The organism is uncultured Enorma sp., from assembly GCA_905210055.1.
Taxonomy (GTDB): Bacteria; Actinomycetota; Coriobacteriia; order Coriobacteriales; family Coriobacteriaceae; genus Enorma.
In genome coordinates, this window is record CAJLVH010000008.1 from 16,448 (window position 1) to 27,706 (window position 11,259).

Sequence of the window (11,259 nt, forward strand, 5' to 3'; positions counted from 1 at the left end):
ACCATGGATGCTTTCAACGCTACGAACTTGGGGTTCATCCTGAGCGGGTTTTGGCTCACCATTCGCATCTCGGTGCTGGCGATCATCTTCTCGGCGATCTTCGGCACGATCCTCGCCATGATCAAACAGTACTGCCGCGGCAAGTTGAGCCCGCTCCGCTGGCTCGTGACGGCCTACATTGAGCTCTTCCGTTGCACGCCGAACCTCCTGTGGATCCTCTTCATCTACTTCACCATGCGCGCGTCGAACTTCGTCGTCTCGGTGGTGGCGTTCACGGTGTTCACCTCGGCTGTCATGGCCGAGATCGTGCGCGGCGGCTTCAACTCGATTCCTAAGAGCCAGTTCGAGGCAGCACAGAGCCAGGGTTTCGGCTTCTTCAGCACCATGCGTCTCATTATCTTGCCGCAGACGTTCAAGACGATCATCCCGGCGCTCTTCAGCCAGTGCACCACGGTGATCAAGGACTCGTCGTATCTTGCAAGCATCAGCGTCATGGAACTCATGTTCAACGCGCGCGTCGTCATGGCGCAGATTCCCAACCTGAGCGCGAAGCTGCTCATGTACGGCCTCGTGTTCTTGCTATACTTCGTGTTGAATTTCGGCATCTCGCTCATCGTGCGCGCGTACCAGCGCCGCAGGGTGGCAGCGTAAGGCTGACCGGTCGCTTGTTGGGAACCCCGGCGCGCAGGTCGCACGGGTGAGGGGAGTGCAGCTCATGCCTAAGAAGGATAAAGAGAAGGCCGACGTCTCGAAGCTCATGGCTCGCGATATGTATGCCAACGATGCTCTGGGCGCCCCGACCGAGGACGCCGATCCCGACGCCCCGGTGGTAATCTCGATCGCGCGCCAGTACGGCACGGACGCGCATGAGATCGGCATCGCGCTGCAGGAGCGCCTGGGGATTCCGCTCTACGACAACGAGCTGCTCATTCGCGCCGCGAAGCGCGCCGATACCGTGGTGGAGAAGGTCGCGCCCTACGACGAGGCCGTCGCCGCCGAGATGATGGCGTTCCTGCCGGATCGCTTCGACGCGCGCACTATGGCGGATAAGCTCTTCGAGAATCTGCGCCAGGTGATCCTCGACGTGGGGTCGACCGAGTCGTGCATCATTATCGGGCGGCTTTCCGACTACATCCTGAGCGACAACCCGAACCTCATCAGCGTGTATATCACCGCGCCGCTCGAGGAGCGTGTAGAGATCGTCATGAAGCGCCGGGGGCTTTCCGAGCGCAAGGCGCTCAAGCGCATCAAGCATATGCAGCGCAACCGCGAGCTGTTCTACAAGCGCTACTCCGCCGGCAAGACAAAGCTGCGCCTGGACAAGGATATCACGCTCAACCGTGCGCTCTTCGGCGTCGAAGGGTGCTGCGAGATTATCGCGCGCGCCTACGAGATCAAGATGAAGGAGCTTGGCCGCCTCTAGCGCCATGCGCTGCCCAAAACGCCTGAGAAGTGTTGCGCGATACTTGATTTATACATATCTGCAAAATTTCTCTTGCGCGCGGTGCAGGCTCTTGGTACACTTGCTACCGCAGCATTTGCTGAGGGGAGTTAGCTCAGTTTGGTTAGAGCGCCGGCCTGTCACGTCGGAGGTCGCGGGTTCGAGCCCCGTACTTCCCGCCATTGCTTGTAAGAGCCCCGCCACGAGCGGGGCTTTTGCTTAAGCAGCACTTTGGCGACACTTTGGGAACGGGTTCAAAAGTGTCGCGTTCTTCGCTAAGGCGTCAATATGGTGCCGTTGCCAGAGTTTCTGGGTAGACTAGGATACGATTCTCGAGATGCTTTTATAGGCGCTACCGGTTTGGTCGTGGTATATAGATAGGACTATCCACCAAAGCCCGAGACGATGGGGGTGAAGCCATGGACATTTCAAGAAAGACCGATTATGCCCTGCGTATCCTCTCGATGCTCGTGGAGAGCGGTGACGAGCTGCTGTCGGTTCGCGTTGCGGCCGAGCAGGTTGACGTGCCGTATTCGTTTGCCAGATCTATCCAGCATGGGCTTGTCCAGGCGGGCATCATCGAGAGCCTGCGCGGCGTGCGCGGCGGCATGCGTCTCAAGGCCAACCCCGAGGAGCTGACCATCTACGATATCGTCCGTGCTGTGCAGGGACCGTTCGTCATCAATGAATGCACCGCGGCGGACGGCGATTGCCCGCGCATGGAGACGTGCTGCTTCCACCCGCTCTGGATGGGGGTCGAAGCGCTCCTGAACGACTACTTGAGTTCCGTTACCTTAGCAGACGTGGTGGAAGGGCGCAGGTTTCCCGCGGTCGACGCGAAGTTTGCCGATCGCGGTGCGTTCGCTGAGTATGCGCGTTGCGCCGCGCTTAAGAACGTGGGACAGGCGTGACGAGTACGTTCGGCAACTCGGGCGACGCGGGAAGGCGTACAGGCAAGGCTTTTGAGGAACCGCACGCGAGCGCGCAGGCATGTGCGTCCGTGCCTGCCGGCATGGACGGTTTCCGGGAGCTGGTGCGTGCCGAGGGCGCGCGCCTGTACCGCGACCTGCCATGGCGGCGCACGCGCGACCCGTATATCGTGTGGCTTTCTGAGGTCATGCTCCAGCAGACGCAGGTAGCGCGCGTCGAGACACGTATGCCGGCGTGGCTCGAGCGGTTTCCGAACATCGAGGTTCTGGCCGAAGCGCCGACGGCGGATGTGCTCGCGGCCTGGCAGGGCATGGGATACAACCGGCGTGCGTTGGCGTTGCAGCGCGCTGCGCGTGAGATCGTCGAACAACACGGCGGGGTGTTTCCGCACGAGGCACGTGCGCTCGAGGCCCTGCCCGGCATCGGTCCCGCTACGGCGCAGGGCATCCGTTCGTTCGCCTTTGATCTGCCCGGCGTGTATCTCGAGACCAACGTGCGGACGGTCTTCCTACATCATTTCTTTCCCGATGTTCCCGGTGTCCCAGACCGGGAGCTTGTGCCGCTCGTGCGCGCTGCGTGTCCGGCTGTGTATGCGACGGACGGAGATAGCGAGACGTGCGCGGAGGGGTACGCGACACCGTTCGACGCCGAGGATACCCCGCGCGCGTGGTATTACGCTCTGTTGGATTATGGTGCGCGCTTGAAGAAAGAGGTGCCGAACCCTTCGCGCCGCTCTGCAACGTATGCGCGCCAGTCGCGTTTCGAGGGCTCGCGGAGGCAGAAGCGCGCTGAGGTGGTGCGCATCCTGCTCGATGCGAAGGCGGCGGGTGAAGCCGATATGGGCACCGCCGCGGTGCATATGGCGCTCAACACCGTTGAGCGCGCAGCGGGAAGACCTGCGGTCGACGAGGCGCTTGTCGCCAGCATCTTGTGCGATCTTGAGCGTGAGGGGTTTTGCGCTCGCAGCTGCCATGCGGGCGATGGTGCTTGTGACGAGGATCGCTGGGCGATCGCCTGATGGTGCGCTTGGTGCCGCGAACAGACCGACGTGCGGAATTTGATGCGGGCGGGCTCCAGCGCGTAGGGCGCCTAGCGATTATCTCTTATTAGAAATTATTCCTAATAAGGGTGGTTACGCTCTCGCACTCTGGGTATAATCAAAGCACTGGTGCTGAAGGCACCAGATAACCCGTGTCGTTCGCACAAAGAGAAAGGGATGCGACCATGGATTTCGAGAATTCCCAGACTAAGAAGAACCTTGAGACCGCGTTTGCCGGCGAGTCGCAGGCGCACACCAAGTATCGTTACTACGCGTCGAAGGCCAAGAAGGACGGTTACGTTCAGATTTCTAACATCTTCATGGAGACCGCGCTCAACGAGTCTGAGCATGCCAAGCTCTGGTTCAAGTATCTGCATGACGGCGCGGTGCCCGACACCCTGACCAACTTGAAGGACGCCGCCGCGGGCGAGAACTACGAGTGGACGACCATGTACGACGAGTTCGCGAAGACCGCCGAGGAGGAGGGCTTCAAGGAGATCGCCGCCAAGTTCCGCGGCGTGGGCGCTGTGGAGAAGGCTCATGAGGAGCGCTACCTCAAGCTCGCCGAGCGCGTCGAGAAGGGCGAGGTCTTTACCCGCGAGGGCGTGAAGGTGTGGAAGTGCGGCAACTGCGGCCACCTGCACGTGGGTCCCACCGCGCCGGAGCTTTGTCCCGTCTGCAACCATCCGCAGAGCTACTTCGAGGAGCATGTCGTCAACTACTAAGCGATAACGTGTCGTCCCTAAGGGACGGACGAAGCGCGATGTTGAGCCGGGTCTCGTTTGAGGCCCGGTTTTTTTTTCATCTGAATATAGCGAAAACTACCGTTTACCGGCTCCAGCATTAAGGCCATAGCCCTTACTCGAAAAAACCTTGCAGAAAATTGGCTCGCGGCGCGCCTGGTGCCACACTGGAATTCTCCTCAATGCGTGGAACTTGGAGGTGCGGCATGGATCTATTCATCGAGACGCCGGAGCGGGCTGCGGAGCGCCTGGAGCGCGGGCGTCGCTTGCAGGAGGCGTGGATGGCCTCCTTGCGGCAGGGGGAGGCTGGTGCGCGGCGAATGCAGGTTGATGAGGTGCCCGAGGTGTACGGCGCGGCTGAAGCGGGATGTCGTGCAGCTGAAGCCGACTACAGCACGCCTGACGAGCACGTGCGGGAACGATCGGGGGAGCGCCGGCCGTGCGATGAGCAACCGGTGAAGACTCGACGTTTCGGGAGAAGGCGGCGACGCGAGAAGGACGCGCGTGCCAAGGCGGAGTCCTATTCCGTCGCGCAGGAGGCGTATCGCGATGAGCTTGCCTACGATAAGCGCCGCGCGCGAAGACGAAAGCTATTTGCCGTGGTGCGCGCGGTAGGCCTGCTTTTTGGAATCCCGTTGCTCTTGGTCGCGGTGTTCGTTGGGTCATATGTGTTCACCTGCATCTTTAACGGGGCGACGCCGGAGGAGGTAGTCGAGCTCCTTTCCGATATGGTCACCCGATGCGTGTTGTTCTTCACGCAGATTGGATGGGGCTCGTAGCCTGGGGTGATTGGCGCAATATAGCGCGACGTTTTGGAGTGAAGCAAGAAAATAAAATAACAATACTTTATAATTAATGGAGGAATCATGCCCAAGGAGCTCGAGACGAGAGAAGTGCTTAAGCGCCTGAGCGCCGAAGGGTGGATTCTCCGTTCTGGCAAGGGGAGCCATGTCGTTGCGACGAGAGGGACAAGCATGGTCACCGTTCCGACGGCTCGACGAGAGTTGGCGATCGGGACGTATAGGAGCATAGCGAAGGTAGCAGGATGGCTGCCCCGCCGACGTGAGGGGAGTGGGGAGTAGCGATGCACGGATACGTTTTCCAGGCGGTGATGACGCCGGGCGAAGAGGGCGGATATGACGTCATCGTGCCTGACCTCCCTGGGTGCTTGAGCTATGGGGATACGTGCGAACAGGCAGCGTTTGAAATCGCCGATGCGATGAGGACATACGTCGCGGCGCTTCTTCGCGATGGGTGTTCCGTTCCATCGCCGACCTTTCGCGAAGTTGTGCCTCCCGAGGTTTCGCTCATCGTACATTTCGAGACCGATGAGAGCTATCTTGTCGAGGGCGAGGTCGTATCTGCGGCCGAAGCGTCGCGACGCCTCGGCATAAGCGCGGGGCGCGTCACGCATCTACTCGATGCAGGCCTGCTCGACGGGTATCGCCGGGGACGAAGGACATACGTTACCGTGGAGAGCATTGCGCGCCGGAAGGCGTCCGCTGCACGAGCGGGTCGTCCGCGTAAGAAAGCCAACGCATAGCAGACCAGCGCATAGCAGAGAGATCACGCGTAAAGGAACCTTTTGCGATAAAGGCATGGCGTCTCCACAGGCATCGCCCGGATCGGGGCGGGGCTAATTCAGCCTCGCGCTGGGGCAGATGTCGGCGAGCGGGCATTCGCCACAGAGCGGCTTGCGCGCGTCGCAGATCTCGCGGCCGAGCATGATCCACTGGTGGTTCACGTCGTTCCAGTACTCGCGCGGCAGGATCTTCAACAGGTCTTGCTCGGTTTTGAGCGGCTCTTTCGCATGCGTTTTGGGTGAGAGCATGAGCCGGTGCGCGATGCGGTTCACATGCGTGTCGACGGCGATGCCCTCCACGATGCCGAAGCCCACATTGAGCACGATGTTCGCGGTCTTGCGGCCGACGCCGGGGAGCTTCACGAGCTCGTCCATGCTCGCGGGCACCTCGCCGCCATAATCGGCGACGATCATCTGCGCGCATTCGACGGCGTGTTTGGCCTTCATCTTGTAGAACCCGAGCGACTTGATAACCTCGGCGACCTCAGCGGGCGTGGCGCTCGCCATGGCCTCGGGCGTGGGCCAGCGGCGGAAGAGCTCGGGGGTGATCTTGTTCACCTGGGCGTCCGTCGTCTGTGCAGAGAGCAGCACGGAGATGACGAGGCGGAACGGATTCTTGTGATCGAGGAAGCACTCGACCGGTCCGTAGCGCTCGTTGAGGCGACGGCACACCTCGATGGCGCGCTCCCGTTTTGCGGCATTGGTTTCACGTGGCATGGCGTGCCTTTCCGTTGCTGGTGCTCGCAGCAATTCTAGCAGCAGTGGACGAGCGGCGGAATGGGTGGGGGCGTTCCTGTATGGGTCGAGAGGAACACGTCCCCAACCAACCCATTATGGGTTGAGAGGAACACGTCCCCAATCAACCCCTCCAACCAACCCCCACCCATTCCGTCCGGGAATGTGGCAGGCGGACAGGTGCCGTTCGCCGTTTGATGCCTACCGCTGGGCGCTCGCTTGTAGGTTTTTCGGCCAGTATGTAATAAGAATGTAATCGAAAACGTTTTCGGAACGTTTTCATGGTTCGCATCGGCAGCGCTCAGCTGTAGGCGACATCGCATCTGTCGGCGTCTGCGAACTGGAAGACCCGCGCGCTCGTATCGCGCGACCCTGAAAGGGGGTGCCGTCCATGCCCGTGACGATTCGTGACGTTGCCGCCGCTTCCGGTGTTGCGATCGGAACCGTCTCGCGTGCGCTCAACGGCTACCCCGATGTGAGCGACGCGACGCGCGAACGCATCAAGCAGGTCGCCGACGAGCTCGGCTATGCCCCCAACCAAACGGCGCAGTCGCTCTCCTCGAAGCGCGTGCGCAACATCGGCATCTTCATCTCGGGCTTTTTGAGCGAAGAGGTCTTCAACGACTTCGATATCATGCTCCTGCGCGGATCGTTCAAGGCCGCTCTCGATTATGGTGTGAACATATCGCTTCACCTCATCAATTCCGAAATCCAAGAGCAGAAGAGCTACGACCAGCTGTGCTACGAGTGCGGCGTGGCGGGCGCGATGCTCTTCGGTCTCAAGACGACCGATCCGTACTGCACGACGCTCTCGCAAAGCGAGCGCCCCGTCGTGACGGTGGACATTCCCCTCAAAGGCGAGCGCACGGGCTGCGTGCTGCTCGACGATCGCCGGGCGGAGGCGGAGGCGGCGCAGTATCTCATCGACCGCGGACACCGCAAGATCGCCATCGTGCATGGCGGCGAAGACGCGGCCGTGAGCATCGAGCGCTTCGCCGGCATCAAAGATGCCTATCAGGCGAACGGCATCGAGCTCGATCCCGCTTTGAGCATCTACACCGACTTCACGCACGACGACGCTGCGGCGAAGGTCGAACGCTTCCTCACCGAGCATGGCGCGGAAGACGTGACGGCGTTCTTGTGCATGAGCGACCTCATCGCAATCGGTGCGCTCCGTACGATTACGCGCATGGGCTACCGCGTTCCCGAAGATTTCTCTGTTGTGGGCTATGACGGCATTGAGCTTACGAAATTTACCTCGCCACCGCTCACGACCGTCAACCAGAACGTCCGCGATAAAGGGTACGCGGCCGTCCGCTTGCTTTGCGACATGCTTGCTGGCGATAAGGACCCTCAAACGGTTACCCTCTCGCACACCCTCATCGAGCGAGGGAGCGTGCGCAAGTTACTTTAGCGATTCCGCAGGGAGCCTCCCTGCGTCGCAGTGTTCAAATCGAAAACGTTTTCGTACGAAAAGAGACAAAAACGTTTTCGGTAACAGGAAGGAGTTGTCATGAACGTTTCGAGAAGGACCTTCGTAGGTGCGTCGATGGTCGGTGCCGGTGCAGCGATCACGGCAGGGCTCGCCGGCTGCGGCGGCGGTGGCAACGCCTCTGGTGGTAGCGGCTCTGCGGCCGCCGGCGTGGTCGAGGTCACCATCCCTTCGTACAAGACGGGCGAGAACGTCGGTGCCGTCTTCTTCGAGCCTCAGGTTGAGCGCTTCAACGAGAAGTATGAAGGCCAGTACCACATCACGCTCGAGTCGGTGCCGCAGGACGGCTTCAACGACCGCCTGAAGCAGCTCGCTCAGCAGAAGCAGCTCCCCGTCCTCGTCCAGGGTGGCGACATCGACTGGCAGAAGGACATCGCCTTCCCTGAGGGCTTGGCCTACGACATCTCCGGCTGGCTCGACGAGAACCCGGACATCAAGGATATCCTCATCCCCGAGGGCGTCGAGTACTGCACTACGGAAGACGGCGCCATCTACAGCATGCCGCTCGCCACGGTGCGCCCCACCGGTTTCTACTGGAACACGCAGCTCTGGGATCCCACCGAGGACCTCTCTCAGATTTCTATGGACGAGTTCCTGAGCCTGATCGGTGATCAGAAGATCGCCTTCTCCACGGCCGAGAACGGCTGGGTCTGCGCGCTGTTCCTCACGGCGCTCATTGCTGCGCAGGGCGGCGGCGACTGGGTCGCGTCCGGTGTCCAGGAGCAGATTGTCGACTTCAACACGCCCGAGTTCATCGCCGCCGTGGGCCAGCTTCAGACGCTGCTCCAGAACAACGCCGCGCCGAACTCGATCGGTGCCGCCTACGCGGATGCCGAGAACGCGTTCCTGAGCAACCAGGCCGCCATCATCTCCAACGGTCCGTGGATGTCCTCGAGCCTGGACGAGGCCAACGCCGAGAACTGGTCCAACGGCTTCGACGGCGCCGACGTGCATGCGGCTCTGTGGCCTGGTGACATGGGCATCGCCAATACCGCCAGCCTCGGCGAATGGTGGGTCTCCGCCTCTGCCTCCGAGGAGGAGATCGAGCTCGCCAAGGCGTTCCTCGCATTCATCAATTCGCCCGAGGAGATCGAAGCCTACCTGCTCGCCGAGGGCGGCTCCGCGCCCTTGATCACCTACTCGGACGGCTTCCTCGAGGAGCAGGCGAAGGTTCAGACGCTCGGTGACCTTTCGGCTGATACCACCGCCGACACCGTCTTCGTGCCGTGCATCCTCGACATGATCCCGGCGTCCGTGGCTAACAGCGACTTCGGCCGTGAGCTGCCGCAGCTTGCTAACGGCACCTACACGCCCGAGCAGTTCGCGCAGGTGCTCACCGATGCCGCCGCGGAGGCTTCGCTCGAGTAGCGACGCTGCCGATATAACGCGTCTTCCTTCCTCACAGCGCGCGGCGCGGCGGCTTTCGTCGTCGCGCCGCGCGCGGGTACCGAGGAGGTGCATCGGAAAGGGGTGAACCCATGAAAGAAAAGCTTGCATCGCTGCGCGGCAGCCGTGCCGCATCGTCGCTCGAACGCTCGAACTACAAGTGGATCTACCTGTTCCTCTTGCCCACGCTTATCGTCTTCGTGATGTTCTACGCGGCACCTATCGTCCAGGTGTTCCTCACGTCGTTCACCAAGTGGGACGGTTTTACCGATCCGGTCTTCAACGGCCTCACGAACTACGTGAACCTGGTGAACAGCCGCTCGTTCATGCTCGCGCTCCAGAACCTTCTGTACTGGAGTTTGCTCGCGACCTTCGTGCACGTGGGCTTCGGTGTAGTCGTGGCGCTCGTGCTCTTCCAGAAACCCCATGGCTGGAAGCTCGCGCGTGCCGTGTTCATGATTCCCAACGTCATTTCGGCCGCGGCATGGGCCATGATCTACCGCTTCTTCTTCAATAACGACTTCGGCGTGCTCAACACCGTTATCCGCTTCATCATCCCCGATTTCACGGTCCAGTGGTTCTACTCCTCTCCCTGGGCGTTTTGGGCCGTTGCGCTCACGTGGATGTTCTATGCCGTCATCGTGACGCTCGTCGTCCTCGGCGACCTCATGAACGTCTCGGGTGAGCTTTTAGAGGCCGCGCGCATTGATGGCGCGAGCGGCTGGCGGCTCATCAAAGATATCCAGCTGCCGCTTTGCCGCAATTCCATCGGCACGAGCGTCATCGTGTCCGTCACGGCGCGCATCGCCATGTACGAGCAGATCGCCCTTACCACGGCGGGAGGCCCGGGCAACGACACCATGAGCCTCTCGATCATGCTCGTGAACGGCATCATGGACTACCGCTACGGATACGCGAACGCCATCGGTGTCGTGATGTTCGTCATCGGCCTCGCGGTGCTCTTCCTCATCAACAAGGCGTTCCGTATGGACGAGTCGGATGTGTGAGGTGAGTCATATGGATACCATTACGAAGGCCAACGGCGCATCGTTCAACGTGAAACGCTTGCTCACGCGCATCTTCATGTACTTCATCATCGTGTTCGTGATCGTCATCTCGGCGTTCCCGATCCTGTGGGTCATCATGTCGGCGTTCAAGACGAACGGCGAGATCCTCACCTCGCCGCTCGCGCTGCCCACGCACGTATCGTTCGAGGTGTTCGTGGAGCTCTTCCAGAAATACAACTTCCCGCGGTACTTCCTGAACTCCCTCATCGCCGCGGGCGTCTCCACGGCAGCCTCGCTGCTCTTCTATGCCATGGGCGCCTACGTGCTCGCGAAGTTCAAGTTCCCGGGGCGGAACCTCATCTTCGTGCTCTTCACCATCACGTTGCTCGTGCCGGCACATAGCAAGACGCAGCCCATCTTCAGCCTCATCATGAACCTCGGGCTCTATGACAACATCTGGGGCGTCACGCTCGTGTACATCTCGACGGGCATGGCGATGTCGATCTTCATTCTGCGCTCCGGCTTCATGTCGATCCCCAAGAGCCTCGACGAGGCCGCGCGCATCGACGGCGCGGGGTTCTTCCGCACGTTCTGGACGATCAACATGCCCCTCGCGAAAAGCGCGCTCACCACGGCGGGCATTCTCATGTTCCTGGGCAACTGGAACGAGTACTACTTCGCGAGCCTGCTCACCGTCTCGGACGTGAACCGCACCCTGCCCATCGCGCTCGCGTTCTTCACGAGCGAGTTCAGCTACAACTACACCCAGCTCTTCGCGGCGCTTGCCATCGTGATTCTGCCGGGCATCATCCTCTACGCGCTCGCGCAGGAGAAGGTGCAGGCGAGTGTCGCCGCAACCGGCGTCAAGGGATAGGCGCCACCGTTTGTTTTGACCGGCTCCCCC

Annotated in this window: 13 protein-coding genes and 1 tRNA gene; 13 read left to right on the forward strand and 1 reads right to left on the reverse strand. The window is 61.0% G+C overall.

Annotated features, from left to right (window positions below):
- Positions 1–3 precede the first annotated feature (3 nt).
- From QZ079_RS01340 to QZ079_RS01380, 9 genes are all read left to right on the forward strand, one after another.
- Positions 4–651, forward strand: coding sequence for an amino acid ABC transporter permease (locus tag QZ079_RS01340; RefSeq protein WP_297034091.1), 648 nt, complete (start codon positions 4–6; stop codon positions 649–651).
- A 64-nt stretch (positions 652–715) separates the two neighbouring features.
- Positions 716–1,423: an AAA family ATPase gene (locus QZ079_RS01345; protein ID WP_297034094.1), complete on the forward strand. Its 708-nt coding sequence runs from the start codon at positions 716–718 to the stop codon at positions 1,421–1,423.
- A gap of 122 nt (positions 1,424–1,545) precedes the next feature.
- Positions 1,546–1,623, forward strand: a tRNA-Asp gene (locus QZ079_RS01350).
- A 237-nt stretch (positions 1,624–1,860) separates the two neighbouring features.
- Positions 1,861–2,352, forward strand: coding sequence for an Rrf2 family transcriptional regulator (locus tag QZ079_RS01355; RefSeq protein ID WP_291288041.1), 492 nt, complete (start codon positions 1,861–1,863; stop codon positions 2,350–2,352).
- A 101-nt stretch (positions 2,353–2,453) separates the two neighbouring features.
- The gene (locus QZ079_RS01360; RefSeq protein WP_291288130.1) at positions 2,454–3,389 is read left to right on the forward strand and encodes an adenine glycosylase; all 936 of its coding nucleotides are present in this window, start codon (positions 2,454–2,456) and stop codon (positions 3,387–3,389) included.
- A gap of 206 nt (positions 3,390–3,595) precedes the next feature.
- A complete protein-coding gene (gene rbr, locus QZ079_RS01365) occupies positions 3,596–4,135 on the forward strand; it encodes a rubrerythrin (RefSeq protein WP_291288040.1) in 540 nt (179 codons plus the stop codon).
- 224 nt (positions 4,136–4,359) lie between these two features.
- A complete protein-coding gene (locus QZ079_RS01370; protein WP_297034098.1) occupies positions 4,360–4,932 on the forward strand; it encodes a hypothetical protein in 573 nt (190 codons plus the stop codon).
- Positions 4,933–5,019: 87 nt separating this feature from the next.
- Positions 5,020–5,235, forward strand: a complete 216-nt coding sequence (locus QZ079_RS01375) for a type II toxin-antitoxin system HicA family toxin (RefSeq protein WP_297034101.1) — start codon at positions 5,020–5,022, stop codon at positions 5,233–5,235.
- Positions 5,236–5,237: 2 nt separating this feature from the next.
- Positions 5,238–5,696, forward strand: a complete 459-nt coding sequence (locus tag QZ079_RS01380) for a type II toxin-antitoxin system HicB family antitoxin (RefSeq protein WP_297034104.1) — start codon at positions 5,238–5,240, stop codon at positions 5,694–5,696.
- Between the two features lie 93 nt (positions 5,697–5,789).
- Here QZ079_RS01380 and nth read toward each other — a convergent pair whose 3' ends face one another.
- Positions 5,790–6,452: an endonuclease III gene (gene nth / locus QZ079_RS01385; RefSeq protein ID WP_297034107.1), complete on the reverse strand. Its 663-nt coding sequence runs from the start codon at positions 6,450–6,452 to the stop codon at positions 5,790–5,792.
- A 409-nt stretch (positions 6,453–6,861) separates the two neighbouring features.
- Here nth and QZ079_RS01390 point away from each other — a divergent pair, with 409 nt between their 5' ends.
- The 4 genes from QZ079_RS01390 (at position 6,862) to QZ079_RS01405 (ending at position 11,229) form a co-directional block, all read left to right on the forward strand.
- The gene (locus tag QZ079_RS01390; RefSeq protein ID WP_297034111.1) at positions 6,862–7,884 is read left to right on the forward strand and encodes a LacI family DNA-binding transcriptional regulator; all 1,023 of its coding nucleotides are present in this window, start codon (positions 6,862–6,864) and stop codon (positions 7,882–7,884) included.
- Between the two features lie 99 nt (positions 7,885–7,983).
- Positions 7,984–9,330 (forward strand): ABC transporter substrate-binding protein, encoded by a 1,347-nt coding sequence (locus QZ079_RS01395; RefSeq protein ID WP_297034115.1) that lies wholly within the window; start codon positions 7,984–7,986, stop codon positions 9,328–9,330.
- A gap of 110 nt (positions 9,331–9,440) precedes the next feature.
- Positions 9,441–10,355, forward strand: a complete 915-nt coding sequence (locus QZ079_RS01400) for a carbohydrate ABC transporter permease (protein ID WP_297034118.1) — start codon at positions 9,441–9,443, stop codon at positions 10,353–10,355.
- A 10-nt stretch (positions 10,356–10,365) separates the two neighbouring features.
- Positions 10,366–11,229 (forward strand): carbohydrate ABC transporter permease, encoded by an 864-nt coding sequence (locus QZ079_RS01405; RefSeq protein ID WP_291288033.1) that lies wholly within the window; start codon positions 10,366–10,368, stop codon positions 11,227–11,229.
- The last annotated feature ends 30 nt before the right edge of the window (positions 11,230–11,259 follow it).

What these genes read in the sequence shown, in the direction of transcription:
- QZ079_RS01400 (WP_297034118.1), top strand. Translation starts at nt 9,441, where the DNA reads ATGAAAGAAAAGCTTGCATCGCTGCGCGGCAGCCGTGCCGCATCGTCG.
- QZ079_RS01390 (WP_297034111.1), top strand. Translation starts at nt 6,862, where the DNA reads ATGCCCGTGACGATTCGTGACGTTGCCGCCGCTTCCGGTGTTGCGATC.
- rbr (WP_291288040.1), top strand. Translation starts at nt 3,596, where the DNA reads ATGGATTTCGAGAATTCCCAGACTAAGAAGAACCTTGAGACCGCGTTT.
- QZ079_RS01360 (WP_291288130.1), top strand. Translation starts at nt 2,454, where the DNA reads ATGGACGGTTTCCGGGAGCTGGTGCGTGCCGAGGGCGCGCGCCTGTAC.
- QZ079_RS01405 (WP_291288033.1), top strand. Translation starts at nt 10,366, where the DNA reads ATGGATACCATTACGAAGGCCAACGGCGCATCGTTCAACGTGAAACGC.
- QZ079_RS01375 (WP_297034101.1), top strand. Translation starts at nt 5,020, where the DNA reads ATGCCCAAGGAGCTCGAGACGAGAGAAGTGCTTAAGCGCCTGAGCGCC.
- nth (WP_297034107.1), bottom strand. Translation starts at nt 6,452, where the DNA reads ATGCCACGTGAAACCAATGCCGCAAAACGGGAGCGCGCCATCGAGGTG.
- QZ079_RS01340 (WP_297034091.1), top strand. Translation starts at nt 4, where the DNA reads ATGGATGCTTTCAACGCTACGAACTTGGGGTTCATCCTGAGCGGGTTT.
- QZ079_RS01395 (WP_297034115.1), top strand. Translation starts at nt 7,984, where the DNA reads ATGAACGTTTCGAGAAGGACCTTCGTAGGTGCGTCGATGGTCGGTGCC.
- QZ079_RS01370 (WP_297034098.1), top strand. Translation starts at nt 4,360, where the DNA reads ATGGATCTATTCATCGAGACGCCGGAGCGGGCTGCGGAGCGCCTGGAG.
- QZ079_RS01380 (WP_297034104.1), top strand. Translation starts at nt 5,238, where the DNA reads ATGCACGGATACGTTTTCCAGGCGGTGATGACGCCGGGCGAAGAGGGC.
- QZ079_RS01355 (WP_291288041.1), top strand. Translation starts at nt 1,861, where the DNA reads ATGGACATTTCAAGAAAGACCGATTATGCCCTGCGTATCCTCTCGATG.
- QZ079_RS01345 (WP_297034094.1), top strand. Translation starts at nt 716, where the DNA reads ATGCCTAAGAAGGATAAAGAGAAGGCCGACGTCTCGAAGCTCATGGCT.